Genomic DNA, 15,822 nt, shown 5'->3' with positions numbered 1-15,822 from the left:
GGGGGGCGGACGGGACCGAGGAGGCGCCGGGTGCGGGTCGAACTGCTGACGATCGGGGACGAGCTGCTGCTCGGCGACACGGTCAACGGGAACGCGGCCTGGCTCGGCCGCCGCCTCACCGACCACGGGGTGGACGTCACCCGCAGCGTGGTGGTCGGCGACGAGCTGGACGTGATCGTCGCGGCACTGCGGAGCGCGCTCGGCCGCGCCGACGCGGTGATCACCACCGGTGGCCTCGGCCCCACCTACGACGACCTCACCCGCGAGGCGCTCGCCAAGGCAGCGGGCGCCCCGCTCGTCCGCGACGCCGGGCTGGAGCGGCGGCTGCGCGAGCGCGTCGCCGCCGCCGGCCGCGAGCTGAAGCCGATGGCGCTCCGCATGGCCGAGCTGCCCGAGGGCGCCCGCATCCTCGCCAACACCGCGGGCAGCGCCCCCGGCCTCCGCGTCGAGCTGCCCGGCGGGCCGGTCTACGCGCTGCCCGGCGTCCCCTTCGAGATGCGGACGATCATGGAGGAGGTGGTGCTGCCCGAGCTCGCCGGGCCGGCCCGCCTCGTCCGCCGCACCCTGCGCACCGCGGGCGTCTGGGAATCGGTGATCGCCAGTGCGCTCGCTGAGGTCGAGGCCCTGGCGGACGTCAAGCTCGCCTACCTGCCCGACCCGGCCGCCGTCAACGTCCGCATCACCGCGCCCGACGCGCTGATCGACGGCGTGGAGGAGCGCGTCCGGGCGCTGCTCGGCGACGCCGTCTACGGCGCGGGCGCCGACACCCTCGACGCCGTCGTGCACCGGCTGCTCGCCGAGCGCGGCGCGACCGTCGCGACCGCCGAGTCCCTGACCGGCGGCCTGATCGGCGCCGAGCTCACCCGGATGCCCGGGTCGTCGGCCACCTACGCGGGCGGCATGGTCACCTACGCCACCGAGCAGAAGCACCGCCAGCTCGGCGTCCCCGCCGACCTGCTGGCCGAGCACGGCGCCGTCCACCCGGACGTCGCCGCCGCCATGGCCACCGGCGTCCGCGACCGGTTCGGCGCCGCCTACGGCGTCGCGGTCACCGGCGTCGCCGGCCCCGAACCGCAGGACGGGCGGGCCGTCGGCACCGTCTACATCGGCGTCGCCGGGCCGGACGGGTCGCCCCGCGTGGTCGATCCGCGACTTCCCGTGTCCGGAACCGGCCCCGAGACGCGCGGCGTGGTGCGCCGGATGACCGTCGTGCACGCCCTTGAACAGCTACGACGGCTCCTGCTCGGACTTGACGGGGAGCCGGTGACCGACCACGCTCGAGGCACTCGGGAAGAGTAGGGCTGATTACAGCGTTACGTTCCGAGCGAACACGAAATCGACGGTCTGACGCGCTCACCGCCCGGGCGGGTACGGTGGAAGCGGCAGATGGTCCGTACTGAGGGAGGGAGCGAGACGCATGGTCCTGCTTCGCCAGCTGCTCGGTGACGTACTGCGGCAGCTGCGGCTGCGCCAGGGACGCACCCTCCGCGAGGTGTCCGCCGCCGCGCGGGTTTCCCTCGGCTACCTCTCCGAGGTCGAACGGGGTCAGAAGGAGGCGTCCTCGGAACTGCTCGCCTCGATCTGCAAGGCGCTCGGCGTCCCCCTCTCGCACGTGCTGCGCGAGGTCTCCGACGCCCTCGCCCTCGCCGAGCTGCAGCACGAGCCCGTCATGGCGGGCGCGCCCGCGCACGAGCGCATCACCGCCGAGAGCATCCCGGAGACCCCCGAGGAGATCACCGGCGAGCTGCGCGCGGACATGGTGGCCGCCTGACCGCCGCCGTCCGCCGGAGCGGTCTGGCATCCGCGTCCTGACACGGCGTCCCGGCCGGGCCCCCGCCCCGGCGGGATGTGGGGCGCCTCACGAGTACGACGGGGATAAACGGGGACCTTCCAGGGTTGTAGCCGACAACTTCGCAACGACGCGGAAGGAGCCCGCCGTGGCCACCGTCAAGAGCCCGCTGAAGGCCAGTGACCGCAAGACCGCCGGGGAGGCCCTGCAGGGCGCCCTGATCGACCTGATCGACCTCTCCCTGCTGGCCAAGCAGGCGCACTGGAACCTCACCGGCCGCAGCTTCAAGTCCGTCCACGAGCACCTCGACGAGGTCGTGGCCCTCGCCCGCGACGGCATGGACAACGTCGCCGAGCGCGCCGTCGCCATCGGGGTCAACCCCGACGGGCGCGTGCAGACGGTCGCCGACCGCACCGAGCTGACCCAGCTGGACGCCGGCTACATCGCCGACGACAAGGCGCTCGCCGCCGTGACCGACACCCTCGGCCAGATCGTCGGCCGGTTCCGCGAGCGGATCGAGGCCACCGAGGAGGCCGACCCGGTCTCCCAGGACCTGCTGATCGCCATCACGGCCGAGCTGGAGAAGCAGCACTGGATGTTCCAGGCGCAGTCCTGACGCGCGGGCTGTAGCGCGAGGACCCCGGCCCCCGGCGGGCCGGGGTCCTCGCGCGTTCACGGGGCCGCGTCCGGGCGGTCCAGCCAGACGCGCTGCCCGCCGCCGTCCACGGCGAGGCCGAACCGGTCGCGGCCGGGCTGGCCGAGCGCGACCCAGTCCAGGTAGGCGGCCTCGATCTCGTCCCAGAGGCGGCGCGGCCCGGCCTGCCGGACGGTGAACTCGCGGCTGCCGGGGACGAAGTCGGCCGTCGCCCATGCCGTCCCGTCCGGCGACCCGTCCAGGACCGCCCACACGCGGACGGTGCCGTCCTGCGCCGACTCCAGGTGCGTCCGCACGCCCGGCACCCGCGCGTTGACCATGAGGTCGGCGCCGGGGGAGGCGCCGACCAGCGTCCGCGGATCGATCCGGGTCGCCGACTCCGCGACGGGCCCGGCGCCGCCGGGCGGCCCGAACGGGCGCCGCTGCGCCCGCATCATCATGAACCCGGCCGGACCGGTCAGCCGGCCGACCGCCGCGCCGTCGCCCACCACCAGCCGTGCCAGGTGCCCGACGCCCCACCCCGGCGACCAGGGCAGCACGATCACCGCGCCGGGGCGGCACTGCCGCACCCAGGCGGCGGGCACCCGCTCCACGCCGCACGTCACGTGGACGCGGTCGTAGGGGGCGCCGTCCGGGTGGCCCTCGGCGCCGTCCCCGACGACGAGGCGCGGGGCGAGGCCCGCCGCCTCCAGGTTCGCCGCGGCCCGCTCCGACAGCGCCGCGTCGACCTCCACCGACGTCACGTTCGGCGCCCCGACCCGCCAGGCGAGCAGGCCCGCCGTCCAGCCCGTCCCCGTCCCGACCTCCAGGACGCGGTGGTGGTCGAGGGCGCCGAGCGCCTCCAGGAACGGCAGCACGATCCCGGGCGCCGACAGCGAGCTCGTCCACGTCCCGGCCCGCTCGGCCGGGTCGCCGCGCCCGTCGTCGACCTGCACGGCGATCGCGGCGTCCGCGTACACCATGTCCCACCAGGCGACGGGCGCCTCGACCCGGTCGATGGCGACGCCCGCCGCGCGCGGCCGGTCGGGGACCGCCCAGGCCCGCTCGGGCGCGAACAGGTGGCGGGGGACGGCCCGCAGGCCGTCCCGCCAGCGCGGGTCGGTGAGCCGCCCGGCGGCCGCGAGCCCGTCGGCGAGCCGGCCGATCCGGTCCTGGGGATCCATGCCCCCACTCTGCGGGCCGCCGGCGGCCGCGATCAACCTCCCAGCACCGCCCAGACCGCGTACCGGTCGCCGTCGCGCCGCACGCCCCACGCGTCCGCGCACCCGGCCACGATCCGCAGCCCCCGCCCCCGCACGGCCTCCTCGCCCCGGTCGGCGGCGCGGGGGACGGTGACGCCCCCGCCGTCGTCCAGCACCTCAAGCCGGAGGCGCGGCCCCGTCAGCCCGAGCTCCACCAGCACCTGCCCGCCGTCCAGCCCCGAGGCGCTGTAGCGCAGCGCGTTGGTGACCAGCTCGGACGCGCAGAGCGTGCAGTCGTCCAGGGCCGGATGCCCCGGCCCGGCCACGTCCCGCAGCCAGCGCCGCACATGCCCGACCGCCCGCTCCACGCCCGGCACCCGCAGCACCTCGATCCGCGTCGCGGTGTCACTGATGGCCATCCCCGATCCCCTTCCTGCCGGCAACGCCGCAAGAATGAACCGAACGGACTGTAATCGTCGGCGGGGACGAGACGAACGGCCCCACTGCCAAAGTGCGGGCCGCACTTTGTCACATGTGACAAACCCGCAGTTCGGGTGGCCCGCGCCGTTCCGTGGCCGCATGATTACTCCATGCCGGATACCGGGCTCCCGAACGTCCGCCGCCGGCGCCTCGGCAACGAGCTGCGCCGCATCCGCGAGGAGCGCGACCTCAGCCTCCAGCAGGCCGCGCGGCTGCTCAACCGCAGCCACTCGGCCATGTCCAAGCTGGAGACGGGCATGCGCGGCATCCGCCGCCCCGCCCTGGAGAACGTCCTCGACCGCTACGGCATCACCGACCCCCGCCGCCGCGCCACCCTCTTCCGCCTCGCCGAAACCGCCCGCGACGCCACCTCCAAAGGCTGGTGGCAGGCGTACGACGGCACGCTCTCCCCGGAGAGCATGGATCTCATCAGTCTGGAGGCGGACGCAGTTCTGATCGACTCCTTGGACCTGACCATCGTTCCGGGCCTGCTTCAGACGCCTGCCTACATCGAAGCGATCATTGCGCTCGGGCCGTTCAAAGATGATGCCGAACGGAAGCGCCGTTTGATCGCAACACGCTTGCTCAGGCAAGAGATCATCGAGCGTCGGGGGGCTCCGCTTCTCCGCGCGCTCGTGGACGAGGCCGTCTTGCATCATGTCGTGGGCGGGGCCAGCGTCATGCAGACGCAGTTGAGGCATCTTCTTAACCTTGCGGAACGCCCCAACATCTCCTTGCAGATCTTGCCGAACAGCTTGCCTGGCCATCCTGGAATGAACGGTTCCTTCAAGATCCTTCATGTGGGTCAGGAGGGTGAGCTCGAGGTCGTGGCGCTCGACACGCTGACGATGATCTCCTATCTGGAGACCGAGAAGGAGATAGCGCCCTACAAGGCGGTGTTCGACGTGCTGCGCGGAATGGCTTTGAACTGCGACGAGTCCAAGACGATGATCGAAGGGTTACTGTCGGCCTATGAGAGGACATGAGGCCGGGCTGGTATGGCGGAAGAGCAGCCACAGCGGCACGCAAGGCGGTGATTGCATCGAAGTTGCTCCGGCATGGCGCACATCTTCCCGCAGCGCTGAGCAGGGCGGCGAATGCGTCGAGGTGGCATTGGCCTGGCGAAAGAGCGGCCGCAGCGGCACGACCGGCGAATGCGTCGAGGTGGCGCCGACATGGCAGAAGAGCAGCCACAGCGGCACGACGAACAACTGCGTAGAGGCGGCATCGGGCGGCCATGTGATCCTGACACGCGACTCCAGGGACCCGGACGGCGGAACGCTCGCTTTCCGGCCGGCGGAGTGGGCAGCCCTGATCAAAACGCTCAAGCGCACCTGACCGCAACCCGCCGGCAAGGCGAAAGAGGCGGTGACCACCCGGTCGCTGAAAGTTGACTTGCGGCGTGTTGGCCTGTGGGAGCGCTCTCATGGGCCAACACGCCGCAAGTCAACGAGGGGTGACCGCGTGGTCGTTAGGTTGCTGTTGCCGAGGCGTCGGATGCTGGTGGGCCTGCGGTGCGGGTGACGAGGGATGATCGGAATGTCGGTGGGGGTGCCTAGCCTTTCCGCAACAGCGGAGAGGGGCGCGCATGGGTACCTGGGGGACTGGGCCTTTCGACAACGATCGTGCGGCCGACTTCAGCGGAGATCTGGACGAGGTGGCCGAGGCGGAGCGTTCGGCGTTGATCCGGTGGGCGCTGGAGGCTGCGGCCGACGCCGAGGGCGGCCTTGACGCCTCTGCGGGGGACGTGGCGATCGCGGCGGCGGCCCTGGTCGCCGCGCAGTGTCCCGGCGGTGCGCCGGTCACCACGGTCTACGGGCCGGACGAGCCGGTGCCGGTCCTGCATCCGGAAATCTACGGCATCGCGCTCCGCGCGCTCGCGCGCGTGACCAGCGACGACAGCGAGCTGCCCGAGCTTTGGGGCGGCGAGGAGCAGGGCGCCGAGTGGTTCGCCGTCGTCCGCGGGCTGGCGGCCGTGCTGGAGGCGGCGCCCCGCGCCCCTGAGATCAGCGCCGGCGCCTTCTTCTGGGACGAGTTCTTCTGGAAGGCGCACCTCGTCTCCGAAGGCGGCGGCCCCGCCACGCGCATCTCCGCCGAGCTGATCTACGCGCCCGAGGGTCGCGAGGACGGACCGCTGACGGACGCCGAGCACGCCGCCATCGCCTGGACGGTCGCGCACCTGCCCGCCCTCTGGAACGCCGCGCGCCCCGCCGTGCTCGCCGAGTTCCGGGACGCCCGCGACGACCTCGGCGACGAAGCGCGGGAAGGCTCGACCCTCACCGGCGTCAACATCCACCCGCTCTCCAAGGGCGGCATGCCTTACGTCGGCCTGCAGTTCGCCTGCGGCTGGGACGAGGAGCACGGCACCGGCGTCCTCATGCACGGCACCCGCGTGGTGCGGCGCGGCGGCGCCGACACCGCCGTCCTGCTCTGGATGGCCGAGCAGGACCTCAAGAGCGCCGACGCCTGACCCGTCAGAAGACGATTTCGGCCGTGGGCGCTACCTCGGCGTGGCGGCCGGGGGCGGACTGCCAGCTCCAGTACAGGTTCGTGTGGGCGATGACCTGCTCGGGCGGGGGAGCGCCGTGGGCGGTGAGGTCCTCGGTGGTGTGGGCGTCGGCGACCAGGGTGACGTCGTAGCCGCGGGTGAAGGCGCCGTGGGCGGTCGCGCGGATGCACATGTCGGTCTGCGCGCCGGTGAGGACGAGGCGGCCGGCGCCGCGCTCGGCGAGCAGGCCCTCCAGGCCGGTGCCCTCGAACGCGTCGCCGTGGACCTTGTGGACGAGCGGCTCGGCGCCGGCGGGCGCCAGCTCGGGCACGTACTCCCACGCCTCGCTGCCCTTGACGAGGTCCTCGTCGGAGTGCTGCACCCACACGACCGGCACGCCCTCGGCGCGCGCCCGCGCGAGGAGCGCGCCGATGTTGGCGATGACCGTGTCGCGGGCCGGGGCGCCCTCCAGCACCCCCTTCTGCACATCGATCACGAGCAGTGCGGTGTTCGGCCGTCCGGCGAGCGTCGTCATGGCGGCACCGTAGTCCCCGGCACCGACAGCGCCGAACGCAGATCCAGGGGAGATCCGCGGCCGATCCGCCGGAGATCCCCGCTCCGGACCGGGCAAAGGTCGCGACCCGGCGCCTTTGCGCAGGTCACGGGGCGGGCATGGGCGCGGTGGCGGCCCCCGGGCCGCGCCGGTCCCCACGTCCCCGGGCCGGTGCGAGGCCGCCGGTCCGGTGCCGCCGGGGCGGTCGGCGCCGGACCGGCGGGCGGCCCCTACGCTGCACCCATGAACGTGACCGGTGACGTCGCCATCGCGGACGAGCCCATGGACGGCGCGGACGCCCAAGCCCTCATCGCCGCGCTGAACGCCGAGCTGCGCGGCCTCTACGACCCGGAGGACAACCACTTCACCCTCACCGGCGAGCAGGTCGCCCCCGGCAGCGGCGCGTTCCTCGTCGCGCGCGTGGACGGGACGCCCGTCGGCTGCGGCGCCGTCCGCCGCGTCGGCGCGGGCGCCGGCGAGATCAAGCGCATGTACGTGGCGCCCGAGGCGCGCGGACTGCGCCTCGCCGCGCGCCTCCTGGCGGCCCTGGAGGAGCGCGCCGCCGCGCTCGGCCTCACCCGCCTGGTGCTGGAGACCGGCCCGCGCCAGCACGCCGCCCTCCGCCTGTACGAGCGGGCCGGGTACACCGCGATCCCGCAGTTCGGCGAGTACATCGGCGGCGCCATGAGCCTCTGCTTCGGCAAGGATCTCGCCCCCGGACGCGGCTGAGCCCCGCCGGGCCTCGAGGGTGGCCCGGCGGGGCCGTTTCCGGGCCCCGTCAGCCGGCGGGGCGGAAGACGGCGCGCACGCAGCCGTCCTTCTTGTTCTTGAACAGGTCGTAGCCCTTCGGCGCCTCGTCCAGCGGCATGGTGTGCGTCGCGAGGTGCCCGGTGCTCAGCTCGCCCTTGGCGATGCGGTCGAGCAGCATCGGGATGTAGCGGTGGCCGTGCATCTGCGCGCCGCGCAGGGTGAGGCCCTTGTTCATCATCGCGCCGAGCGGGAACTTGTCGGCGAGCCCGGCGTAGACGCCGAGGACGAACACCGAGCCGCCCTTGCGGCAGGCGTGGATGGCCTCCCGCACGGCGGCCGGGCGCTCGGTCTGCAGCCGCGTCATCTGCTTGGCCTTGTCGTACCAGTGCTGCGGGCCGGTGTCGTGGGCCTCCATGCCGACGGCCTCGATGCACACGTCCGGGCCGCGCCCGCCGGTCAGCTCGCGCAGCTCGGCGCCGACGTCGGTGGCGGTGTAGTCGAGCGTCTCGCAGCCGATGCGGCGGCGCGTCATGTCCAGCCGCTCGGGCAGCCGGTCGATCGCGACGACGCGCTCGGCGCCGAGCAGCATCGCCGCCCGCGCGGCCATCTGCCCGACGGCGCCGCAGCCCCAGACCGCGACGGTGTCGCCGGGCTTCACCCCGCCGAGGTCGGCGCCCATCCAGCCGGTCGGCGCCGCGTCCGAGGCGAACACCGCGCTCGCGTCGTCGACGCCCTCGGGCACCGGGAAGGCGCCCTGGTCGGCGTAGGGGACGCGGACGTACTCGGCGTGCGCGCCCCGGAACCCGCCCATGGCGTGGGAGTAGCCGAACACGCCGCCGGTCTCGTAGCCCCACATCGCCTGGGCGATGCCGGGGTTGGTGTTGCTGTTGTCGCAGAGCGACCAGAGGTCGTTCTCGCAGTACCAGCAGCGGCCGCAGCCGATGAACGAGCAGACGACGACCCGGTCGCCGACCTTGTGCCGGGACACGTCCGGGCCGACCTCGACGATCTCGCCGAGGAACTCGTGCCCGATGACGTCGCCGGCGCGCATCGCCGGGATGTAGCCGCCGAGCAGGTGCAGGTCCGAGCCGCAGGTGGTGCTGGCCAGCACCTTGACGACGGCGTCCTGCCGGTTGCGGATCCCCGGGTCGGGGACCTCCTCGACCGACAGGTCGTTGACGCCTTGCCAGCAGAGCGCCTTCACAGCCGTCCCTCCCCGCCCGCGCGCCGGGTCGCGAGCTCCAGCACCTCGCCGACCGGCGTCGGCCGCGTCGTCGGCAGGTCCGGCAGCAGCACCTCGCCGGTCTCCAGCAGCGACTTGGCGTCGCGGAGCGCCGAGCGCACCTGCTGGCGCGGGTCGTTGCCGCGGACGCGGTCGACGACGCCCGCGCGCCGGGGGTCGCGCAGCCGCGCGGCCAGCTCGGTGCCCTTGCCGCCGGGCGCGGGCCGCACCTCGACGACGATGTCGTCGCCGAGTTCGGCGAGCGGTTCCGGCAGCCGCGCGAGCGGTGCGGGCGCGAGGCCCGCCGCCAGTTCGCCCGGCGGCCGGTTCACGGTGACGACGAGCCAGCGCTCGGCGTTCTCCGGCGCACCGGACCGGGACTTCAGCCACCAGGCGGCCGCTCCCGCTCCGGCGGCGGCCGTCGCCGCGGCCGCCGCGGTCTTCGCACGTTGCATGCTCCCGCCCTCCAGGTCCGTCCGGGCCGCGCCTCCTACCCGGTGGGACGCGTTCATGCGTCCCGTAGAGGAGAAAAGTCGACAAAGACGCTTCCCGCCTGCTTCGTCCCGGGGATTCACATCGCCGCTGGTGGGCAGGGGCGGCGGGTACCACCTGCCACAGGAGATCCCATGGGACCGACCGTCCGCGCCGAGGACCGCGCCGCCGCCGAGCGCGGCGCGCCGTCCGCCGCGCTCACGATGGGCGTCGAGGAGGAGTTCCTGCTGGTGGATCCGGCCACCGGGGCGACGGTGGCGCGGGCCGGGCCGGTGCTGCGGCGCGCGCGGGCGTCGCGCGGCGTCGCGGCGGCGCGGTTCAGCGCCGAGCTGACGGCGGCGCAGGTCGAGTCGGTCACCGGCGTCCACACGAGCCTGGACGCGCTCTGCGCCGAGCTCGCCGACGGCCGCGCGCGCCTCGCGGCGGCCGCCGCGGCCGAGGGCGCGCTGCCGATCGCGACCGGGACGCCCGTCGCGCCCGCCCCCGACGCGCCCTTCACCGAAGGGGAGCGCTTCACCGCCATCGCGGACCTGTACGAGCAGGTCGTGCGCGGCTACGAGAGCTGCGGCTGCCACGTCCACGTCGGCGTCCCCGACCTGGACCACGCCGTCGCGGTCACCGACCACCTGCGGCCGTGGCTGCCGACGCTGCTCGCGGTGTCGGCCAACTCGCCGTCCGACCGGGGCCGCGACACCGGCTACCAGAGCTGGCGGATGCTGGAGCAGGCCCGCTTCCCCGGCTCGGGCGTCCCGCCGCGCTTCGGGTCCGCCGCCGCCTACCGCGCCCGCCTGGAACGCCTCGTCGAGTGCGGCGTGCTGGTGGACGAGGCCATGACGTTCTGGCTGGCCCGGCCCTCGTCGCGGTTCCCGACGGTGGAGGTGCGGGCGGCCGACACCGCCGCCGCGCCCGCCGACGCCGTCCTGCAAGCGGCCCTGACCCGGGCGCTCGTCCGCACCGCGCTGGACGACCTCGCCGCGGGCCGCGAGGCGCCCGCAGCCGACGACCAGGTCTGCGCGGCCGCCGTCTGGTCGGCCGCCCGGTACGGCCTCGCCGGTCCCGCCGTGCACCCCGTGCGCGAGCAGCGCGTCCCGGCCCGCGATCTGCTGGACGAGCTGCTGGACCACGTCCGCGACGCCCTGGAGGACGCCGGCGACGATGCCGCCGTCCGCACCCTCGTCGGACGCCTCGACCGTGAGGGCACCGGCGCCGACCGCCAGCGCCGCGCCGCCGCGCGCGGCCTGCCCGCCCTGCTCGACACGATCGCCGCCCACCCCCTGCAAGGAGGAGATCCATGACCGAGAGCACGCTCACCCCATCTCGCACGGCGGCGCCGCTGCCGCCGCCGCGCGGCCCGCTGTCGGAGGCCGTCGTGACGGCCCTGCGCCACCCGCCCGGCCACCCCGTCCCGCCCGCCGGCGCCGACGGTGCGGACCCTTTCGGCGACGACCTCCAGGCGGCCCTCTACATCTGCTACGAGCTGCACTACCGGGGCTTCGACGGCGTGGACGCCGACTGGGAGTGGGACCTCGGCCTGCTGGCGTTCCGCGCCGCCCTGGAACGGGTGTTCCTGGGCGCGCTGCGCGCCGGCGTGCCGGGCGGCGACGATGTCGCCGGCACGCTGGACGCCCTGCTGGTGGAGGACCTCGACGCGCGCGGCGTCTCCCACCACCTCAAGGACGAGGGCGCCTGGTGGCAGATGCGCGAGTACTTCGTCCACCGGTCGCTGTACCACCTGAAGGAGGCCGACCCGCACGCCTGGCTGATCCCGCGCCTGGAGGGCCGCGCCAAGGCGTCCCTGGTGGCGGTGGAGTTCGACGAGTACGGGGGCGGGCGCGCCGAGCGCGTCCACGCGCGGCTGTTCGCCGACCTGCTGCGCGGCGCCGGCCTGGACGACGGCTACCTGGCCTACTTCGACGCCGTCCCGGCCGCCGCGCTCGCCACCGTCAACATGATGTCGCTGTTCGGCCTGCACCGGTCGCTGCGCGCCGCCATGGTCGGGCACTTCGCCGCCGCGGAGATCACCACGGCGCCGAGCGCGCACCGCATGGCCGTCGCGCTGGAGCGCTTCGGCGCCGCCCCCGAGTGCGTGCTGTTCTTCACCGAGCACATCGAGGCCGACGCCGTCCACGAGCAGGTCCTCCGCCGCGACGTGATCGGCGACCTGCTGGACCGCGAGCCCGGGCTCGCCGCCGACGTCGTCTTCGGCGTGCAGGCCACCGAGCTGCTGGAGGAGCGCCTCGGCGGCCACCTGCTGGCGTCCTGGCGCGCGGGCCGCAGCTCGCTGCGGGCCCCCCTTCCGGACGGGCCCGCGGCGGGCTGAGATCAGGCGTCCGGCGGGCCGTCCGGGGAGTCCTCCCGGGCGGCCCCCGACCGCACCTTGCGCCGGTGGCTGGTGTCGCAGAACGGGAACCGCCGGCTGCGGCGGCACGTGCAGAGCGCCACCATGAACCGGTCGGACACCACCGTCGAGCCGTCCGGCAGGACGGCCTCGACCGGGCCCTCCACCAGCACCGGGCCGGCCGGGTCCAGCAGGACGCGCCGCGGCGCGCCGTCAGCCGCGCTTCTCGGCTCGGTCGGCACGGATCACCACCACTTCCTCGTGCTCCTGGCCGGGGGCGAGAAGCCCCCACGCCTTCAGGTCGGCGGCCCGGGAGCGCATCACCGGGCCGAACGGGATCGTGCGGCGCGCCACCACGGCGGCCTTGAGATTCCGCTCGCGCAGCGTCCCGAGCGTCTCGGCCACACCGCAGACGGCCGAGTGCACCATCAGCAGGGTGCCGCCGGGCGCGAGCAGCTCCGCCGCGCCGGCGCAGATGCGGTCGATGCCGTCACGCCCGTCCCGGCCGGCGTCCCAGGCCCGCGCCCGGCTGTGCGCGCCCGGCGGCCGGTCGCACGGCACGTAGGGCGGGTTGGCGGTGATGACGTCGAACCGCTCGCCCGCGACGGGCCCGAACAGGTCGCCGCGCAGCACCCGCACGTTCACGCGGCGCAGGCGGGCGTTGGCGCGGGCGGTCAGCGCGGCGCGCCGCGACAGGTCCACGGCGGTGGCGCTGCGCGCGCCGAGGAGCGCCCCGGCGATCGCGACGGCGCCGCTGCCGGTGCACACGTCGAGCAGCGCCGCGCCCGGCGCGACGGACGCGGTGCGGAGCGCCTCGCAGAGCAGCCGGGTGTCGGTCTGCGGCCGGTAGACCCCCGGCACGGTCAGCATCAGCATCGGCCGCCTCCGTCCTTCGGTTCCGGCGTTCCCATGTCGGTCCCCCTCGTGTCGGTGCCGCTGGTGTGCGGGTGGCGGGGTGGAATCGCAGTGGCGGGCGCCGCTTACCCGCAGGAACGCCCTTGACACGTTCCGACCTCCCGGGACGCCGGAGGGGCGGGACCTCACTCCTCGCCGGAGAACCGCTCCCAGGCCGACTGCCGCGTGATGCCGAGGGCGGCGCCGATCCGCGTCCAGGTGACGCCGCGCCGCCGCAGCTCCCGCACCCAGAGCCGCAGGTTCGCCTCGACCTGGTCGGCGACCGCGACGACGCGCGGGAGGTGCTCGAGCATCTCCTCGTCGCCGAGGTCCTCCCAGAGCGGCAGCCGCACCTCGATCTTCGCGTTCCGGTACTCGGCGATGATCGAATCCGCGAGGTCCACGCACTCGTCGCAGATGTGCACCCCCGGCCCGGCCACGAGCTTGGCGACCTCGGTGTGCGACCGCCCGCAGAACGAGCACCGCGGCGTTTCCAGGAACTCCATGCCCACCTCCACGTCAGGCTGATCCTGACACCGACCCTAGAACGTCAGGCTACCCCTGACAAATGAAGAAATTCCGGGGCGGGTGTCGAGATAGGGGGTCGGCCGTTCGTGTAGAGGGTGAGAACAGGGACGACGAGAGGACAGATCATGAAGCACTACCTGCTCAGCGTCATGCAGCCGGAGGGGCCGCGGCCGGACGACGCGGTGCTGGCGCGGATCGACGCCGACCTGAAGGTCCTGAACGCCGAGATGCGGGACGCGGGGGCGTGGGTGTTCTCCGGCGGCCTGGAGGCCCCCGCGACGGCGACCGTGCTGCGCGCGGAGGGCGGCGGGACGGTCCTGACCGACGGGCCCTACGCCGAGGCCAAGGAGTACCTCGGCGGGTTCACCATCGTGCGGGCGCCCGACCTCGACGCCGCGCTGAAGTGGGGCGAGCGGCTCGCCGGGGCGACCACGCTGCCGATCGAGGTCCGGCCGTTCCACTTCGCCGAGGGCGCGTGACGAGCGTCGAGGAGGTGTTCCGGCGCGAGTACGGCCGCGCCGTCGCCGTCCTGGCCGGCCTCCTCGGCGACCTCGACCTCGCCGAGGAGGCCGTCCAGGACGCCTTCGCCGTCGCGCTGGACCGCTGGCCGCGCGACGGCGTCCCGCCGAGCCCGGCCGGCTGGATCCTCACCACCGCGCGCCGCCGGGCCGTCGACCGGCTGCGCCGCGAGGCGACCCGGGGCGCCCGGCAGGCCGAGGCGGCGCTCCTGCACGCCCCGCCGGACACCGAGGAGGGCCCCGTGCGCGACGACCGGCTCCGGCTGATCTTCACCTGCTGCCATCCGGCGCTCGCCGCGGAGGCGCGGGTCGCGCTCACCCTGCGGCTGCTCGGCGGCCTGTCCACCGCCGAGATCGCCCGCGCCTTCGTGGTGCCCGAGGCGACGATGGCGCAGCGGCTGGTGCGCGCCAAGGCCAAGATCCGCGCGGCCGGCGTCCCCTACCGCGTCCCGGCCGAGGCCGACCTGCCGGACCGGCTGCGGGCCGTCCTCGCGGTGCTCTACCTGATCTTCAACGCCGGGTACACCGCCGCCGCCGGCCCCGACCTGGCGGACGCCGGGACGTGCGCGGAGGCGATCCGGCTCGCCCGGCTGCTCGCCGGTCTCATGCCCGACGAGCCCGAGGCGCTCGGCCTGCTCGCCCTCATGCTGCTGCTGGAGGGCCGCCGCCCCGCCCGCACCGGCCCGGCGGGCGAGCTCGTGCCGCTGCCCGCGCAGGACCGCGCCCGCTAGGACGCCGCGCTGATCGAGGAGGGCCGCGCCCTCGTCCGCCGCTGCCTGCGGCGCGGCGCCCCCGGCCCGTACCAGCTCCAGGCGGCGATCAACGCGGTGCACACCGACCCGCCGCCCACCGACTGGCGCCAGGTCCTCGCCCTCTACGACCTGCTCCTGGCCTGCGCGCCGACGCCGGTCGCCGCGCTCAACCGGGCCGTCGCGCTCGCCGAGGTGGACGGCCCCGCGGCCGCCCTCGCCGCCGTGGACGCCCTGGACCTCGACCGCCTCTACACCTTCCACGCCGTCCGCGCCGACCTGCTCGCCCGGCTCGGCCGCCGCGCCGAGGCCGCCGAGGCGTACCGGGCGGCCGAGGAGCGCACCGGCAACCGCGCCGAGCGGGACTTCCTGCGCGCCCGCCGCGACGCGCTGCCTCAGCGGCGCGGCTGGCAGCGCGGGCACCAGTAGACGACCCGCTCGCCGACGCCGGACGCCTGCTCGCCCTGGCGGATCCGCGTCCCGCAGCGGCGGCAGGGCTTCCCGCCGCGCCCGTAGGCCCACCAGCGGCGGCCCGGCCGGACGTCGCCGGTGGTGACGTGCCCGGTGCGGGCCCGGTTGGCGAACATCAGCCGGTGCGCCAGGTCGACCATGCCGGGCAGGTCGGGGACGTCGCGGACGGCCGTCCAGGGGTCCGTGCCGCGCAGGAACAGGATCTCGGCCTTGTAGATGTTGCCGATGCCGGCGAGGCGCGTCTGGTCGAGCAGCGCCTCGCCGATGGCGCGGTCGGGCTGCTCGGCGAGGCGCCGGACGGCCTCGGCGGCCGTGTCCGCGCCCCAGCCGTCGCCGAGCAGGTCGGGACCGAGGTGCCCGACGACGCCGTCCTCGCGGTCGGTGGGCAGCAGCTCCACGACGCCGAGCGAGTAGCCGACGGCCTGCGCCCCGGCGTTGGCGAGGACGAGCCGGACGCGGTGGTCGCGGGGCGCCGGACCGGGCCGCTGGACGCTCCACCGGCCGTCCATCCTCAGGTGCGTGTGCACCGTGACGCCGCCCTCGACGCGGGTGAGCAGGTGCTTGCCGTACGAGACGGTGTCCACGACGCCGCGCCCGGCGAGGTCGGCGGTGGCGTAGCGGGGCACCCGGAAGTCGGTGCGCGTCAGCGTCCGCCCGGCGAGCGCCTCGTGCAGGCGCCGGGCGGCCTTCCAGACGACGTCGCCTTCGGGCATG

The 15,822-nt window shown here is 74.9% G+C and carries 21 protein-coding genes; 12 read left to right on the top strand and 9 right to left on the bottom strand.

Features of this window, described 5'->3' with window-relative positions; all coding sequences use genetic code 11:
- Nucleotides 1-30 precede the first annotated feature (30 nt).
- The 3 genes from K1Y72_RS14660 (at nucleotide 31) to K1Y72_RS14650 (ending at nucleotide 2,405) form a co-directional block, all read left to right on the top strand.
- Nucleotides 31-1,299: a CinA family nicotinamide mononucleotide deamidase-related protein gene (locus K1Y72_RS14660; protein ID WP_220166849.1), complete on the top strand. Its 1,269-nt coding sequence runs from the start codon at nucleotides 31-33 to the stop codon at nucleotides 1,297-1,299.
- Nucleotides 1,300-1,417: 118 nt separating this feature from the next.
- Nucleotides 1,418-1,771 (top strand): helix-turn-helix domain-containing protein, encoded by a 354-nt coding sequence (locus K1Y72_RS14655; RefSeq protein ID WP_220166848.1) that lies wholly within the window; start codon nucleotides 1,418-1,420, stop codon nucleotides 1,769-1,771.
- Nucleotides 1,772-1,937: 166 nt separating this feature from the next.
- The gene (locus tag K1Y72_RS14650) at nucleotides 1,938-2,405 is read left to right on the top strand and encodes a Dps family protein (RefSeq protein WP_220166847.1); all 468 of its coding nucleotides are present in this window, start codon (nucleotides 1,938-1,940) and stop codon (nucleotides 2,403-2,405) included.
- 56 nt (nucleotides 2,406-2,461) lie between these two features.
- On the opposite strand, the gene K1Y72_RS14645 is transcribed toward K1Y72_RS14650, so the two are convergent.
- Together K1Y72_RS14645 and K1Y72_RS14640 are read right to left on the bottom strand one after the other, a co-directional pair.
- Nucleotides 2,462-3,607, bottom strand: a complete 1,146-nt coding sequence (locus K1Y72_RS14645) for a methyltransferase domain-containing protein (RefSeq protein ID WP_220166846.1) — start codon at nucleotides 3,605-3,607, stop codon at nucleotides 2,462-2,464.
- 32 nt (nucleotides 3,608-3,639) lie between these two features.
- A complete protein-coding gene (locus K1Y72_RS14640; protein ID WP_220166845.1) occupies nucleotides 3,640-4,044 on the bottom strand; it encodes an ATP-binding protein in 405 nt (134 codons plus the stop codon).
- A gap of 171 nt (nucleotides 4,045-4,215) precedes the next feature.
- Between K1Y72_RS14640 and K1Y72_RS14635 the strand changes: the two genes are divergently transcribed.
- The 3 genes from K1Y72_RS14635 to K1Y72_RS14625 all read left to right on the top strand — a co-directional run bounded on the left by K1Y72_RS14635 (nucleotide 4,216) and on the right by K1Y72_RS14625 (nucleotide 6,575).
- Nucleotides 4,216-5,091: a helix-turn-helix domain-containing protein gene (locus tag K1Y72_RS14635; RefSeq protein ID WP_220166844.1), complete on the top strand. Its 876-nt coding sequence runs from the start codon at nucleotides 4,216-4,218 to the stop codon at nucleotides 5,089-5,091.
- On the top strand, nucleotides 5,078-5,443 hold the full coding sequence (locus tag K1Y72_RS14630) for a DUF397 domain-containing protein (protein WP_220166843.1): 366 nt from the start codon (nucleotides 5,078-5,080) through the stop codon (nucleotides 5,441-5,443). The genes K1Y72_RS14635 and K1Y72_RS14630 overlap by 14 nt, the downstream gene beginning before the upstream one ends.
- Before the next feature lie 250 nt (nucleotides 5,444-5,693).
- Nucleotides 5,694-6,575, top strand: coding sequence for a DUF4259 domain-containing protein (locus K1Y72_RS14625; RefSeq protein WP_220166842.1), 882 nt, complete (start codon nucleotides 5,694-5,696; stop codon nucleotides 6,573-6,575).
- Between the two features lie 4 nt (nucleotides 6,576-6,579).
- Here the strand turns inward: K1Y72_RS14625 and K1Y72_RS14620 are convergent, their stop codons facing one another.
- Entirely contained in the window at nucleotides 6,580-7,128 is a 549-nt protein-coding gene (locus K1Y72_RS14620) for a cysteine hydrolase family protein (protein WP_220166841.1), read from the bottom strand.
- 261 nt (nucleotides 7,129-7,389) lie between these two features.
- On the opposite strand from K1Y72_RS14620, the gene K1Y72_RS14615 reads away from it, so the two are divergent.
- Nucleotides 7,390-7,875, top strand: a complete 486-nt coding sequence (locus tag K1Y72_RS14615; RefSeq protein ID WP_220166840.1) for a GNAT family N-acetyltransferase — start codon at nucleotides 7,390-7,392, stop codon at nucleotides 7,873-7,875.
- Nucleotides 7,876-7,924: 49 nt separating this feature from the next.
- On the opposite strand, the gene K1Y72_RS37145 is transcribed toward K1Y72_RS14615, so the two are convergent.
- Entirely contained in the window at nucleotides 7,925-9,100 is a 1,176-nt protein-coding gene (locus K1Y72_RS37145) for a zinc-dependent alcohol dehydrogenase (RefSeq protein WP_220166839.1), read from the bottom strand.
- Nucleotides 9,097-9,573, bottom strand: a complete 477-nt coding sequence (locus tag K1Y72_RS14605; protein WP_220166838.1) for a hypothetical protein — start codon at nucleotides 9,571-9,573, stop codon at nucleotides 9,097-9,099. Before K1Y72_RS14605 ends, K1Y72_RS37145 begins: the two co-directional genes overlap by 4 nt.
- A 171-nt stretch (nucleotides 9,574-9,744) precedes the next feature.
- Between K1Y72_RS14605 and K1Y72_RS14600 the strand changes: the two genes are divergently transcribed.
- A complete protein-coding gene (locus K1Y72_RS14600) occupies nucleotides 9,745-10,905 on the top strand; it encodes a carboxylate-amine ligase (protein WP_220166837.1) in 1,161 nt (386 codons plus the stop codon).
- Nucleotides 10,902-11,930 (top strand): iron-containing redox enzyme family protein, encoded by a 1,029-nt coding sequence (locus tag K1Y72_RS14595; protein ID WP_220166836.1) that lies wholly within the window; start codon nucleotides 10,902-10,904, stop codon nucleotides 11,928-11,930. The genes K1Y72_RS14600 and K1Y72_RS14595 overlap by 4 nt, the downstream gene beginning before the upstream one ends.
- 2 nt (nucleotides 11,931-11,932) lie before the next feature.
- On the opposite strand, the gene K1Y72_RS14590 is transcribed toward K1Y72_RS14595, so the two are convergent.
- From K1Y72_RS14590 to K1Y72_RS37580, 3 genes are all read right to left on the bottom strand, one after another.
- Nucleotides 11,933-12,190 carry a CDGSH iron-sulfur domain-containing protein gene (locus tag K1Y72_RS14590; protein ID WP_220166835.1) on the bottom strand — a complete coding sequence of 86 codons (258 nt, stop codon included), beginning with the start codon at nucleotides 12,188-12,190 and terminating at the stop codon, nucleotides 11,933-11,935.
- A complete protein-coding gene (locus K1Y72_RS14585; protein WP_220166834.1) occupies nucleotides 12,162-12,824 on the bottom strand; it encodes a HemK2/MTQ2 family protein methyltransferase in 663 nt (220 codons plus the stop codon). The genes K1Y72_RS14590 and K1Y72_RS14585 overlap by 29 nt, the downstream gene beginning before the upstream one ends.
- Before the next feature lie 164 nt (nucleotides 12,825-12,988).
- A complete protein-coding gene (locus tag K1Y72_RS37580; protein ID WP_220166833.1) occupies nucleotides 12,989-13,348 on the bottom strand; it encodes a ClpX C4-type zinc finger protein in 360 nt (119 codons plus the stop codon).
- 147 nt (nucleotides 13,349-13,495) lie between these two features.
- On the opposite strand from K1Y72_RS37580, the gene K1Y72_RS14575 reads away from it, so the two are divergent.
- The 3 genes from K1Y72_RS14575 (at nucleotide 13,496) to K1Y72_RS36245 (ending at nucleotide 15,066) form a co-directional block, all read left to right on the top strand.
- On the top strand, nucleotides 13,496-13,849 hold the full coding sequence (locus tag K1Y72_RS14575; protein WP_220166832.1) for a YciI family protein: 354 nt from the start codon (nucleotides 13,496-13,498) through the stop codon (nucleotides 13,847-13,849).
- Nucleotides 13,846-14,619: an RNA polymerase sigma factor gene (locus K1Y72_RS36250; protein WP_308287076.1), complete on the top strand. Its 774-nt coding sequence runs from the start codon at nucleotides 13,846-13,848 to the stop codon at nucleotides 14,617-14,619. The genes K1Y72_RS14575 and K1Y72_RS36250 overlap by 4 nt, the downstream gene beginning before the upstream one ends.
- A gap of 96 nt (nucleotides 14,620-14,715) precedes the next feature.
- Nucleotides 14,716-15,066, top strand: coding sequence for an RNA polymerase sigma factor (locus tag K1Y72_RS36245; protein ID WP_258572426.1), 351 nt, complete (start codon nucleotides 14,716-14,718; stop codon nucleotides 15,064-15,066).
- Here K1Y72_RS36245 and K1Y72_RS14565 read toward each other — a convergent pair.
- Nucleotides 15,033-15,821, bottom strand: a complete 789-nt coding sequence (locus K1Y72_RS14565) for an Fpg/Nei family DNA glycosylase (protein ID WP_220166831.1) — start codon at nucleotides 15,819-15,821, stop codon at nucleotides 15,033-15,035. The genes K1Y72_RS36245 and K1Y72_RS14565 overlap by 34 nt on opposite strands.
- Nucleotide 15,822: the final 1 nt, after the last annotated feature.

This window comes from Actinomadura parmotrematis (genome assembly GCF_019458805.1).
Taxonomy (GTDB): Bacteria; Actinomycetota; Actinomycetes; order Streptosporangiales; family Streptosporangiaceae; genus Spirillospora; species Spirillospora parmotrematis.
This window is presented reverse-complemented; position numbering and strand designations above follow the sequence as displayed.

Bases quoted from the DNA above. Each gene is read 5' to 3' on its own strand.
- K1Y72_RS14655 (WP_220166848.1), top strand. From the start codon at position 1,418: ATGGTCCTGCTTCGCCAGCTGCTCGGTGACGTACTGCGGCAGCTGCGG.
- K1Y72_RS14645 (WP_220166846.1), bottom strand. From the start codon at position 3,607: ATGGATCCCCAGGACCGGATCGGCCGGCTCGCCGACGGGCTCGCGGCC.
- K1Y72_RS14640 (WP_220166845.1), bottom strand. From the start codon at position 4,044: ATGGCCATCAGTGACACCGCGACGCGGATCGAGGTGCTGCGGGTGCCG.
- K1Y72_RS14635 (WP_220166844.1), top strand. From the start codon at position 4,216: ATGCCGGATACCGGGCTCCCGAACGTCCGCCGCCGGCGCCTCGGCAAC.
- K1Y72_RS14630 (WP_220166843.1), top strand. From the start codon at position 5,078: ATGAGAGGACATGAGGCCGGGCTGGTATGGCGGAAGAGCAGCCACAGC.
- K1Y72_RS14625 (WP_220166842.1), top strand. From the start codon at position 5,694: ATGGGTACCTGGGGGACTGGGCCTTTCGACAACGATCGTGCGGCCGAC.
- K1Y72_RS14620 (WP_220166841.1), bottom strand. From the start codon at position 7,128: ATGACGACGCTCGCCGGACGGCCGAACACCGCACTGCTCGTGATCGAT.
- K1Y72_RS14615 (WP_220166840.1), top strand. From the start codon at position 7,390: ATGAACGTGACCGGTGACGTCGCCATCGCGGACGAGCCCATGGACGGC.
- K1Y72_RS14605 (WP_220166838.1), bottom strand. From the start codon at position 9,573: ATGCAACGTGCGAAGACCGCGGCGGCCGCGGCGACGGCCGCCGCCGGA.
- K1Y72_RS14600 (WP_220166837.1), top strand. From the start codon at position 9,745: ATGGGACCGACCGTCCGCGCCGAGGACCGCGCCGCCGCCGAGCGCGGC.
- K1Y72_RS14595 (WP_220166836.1), top strand. From the start codon at position 10,902: ATGACCGAGAGCACGCTCACCCCATCTCGCACGGCGGCGCCGCTGCCG.
- K1Y72_RS14585 (WP_220166834.1), bottom strand. From the start codon at position 12,824: ATGCTGATGCTGACCGTGCCGGGGGTCTACCGGCCGCAGACCGACACC.
- K1Y72_RS37580 (WP_220166833.1), bottom strand. From the start codon at position 13,348: ATGGAGTTCCTGGAAACGCCGCGGTGCTCGTTCTGCGGGCGGTCGCAC.
- K1Y72_RS14575 (WP_220166832.1), top strand. From the start codon at position 13,496: ATGAAGCACTACCTGCTCAGCGTCATGCAGCCGGAGGGGCCGCGGCCG.
- K1Y72_RS14565 (WP_220166831.1), bottom strand. From the start codon at position 15,821: ATGCCCGAAGGCGACGTCGTCTGGAAGGCCGCCCGGCGCCTGCACGAG.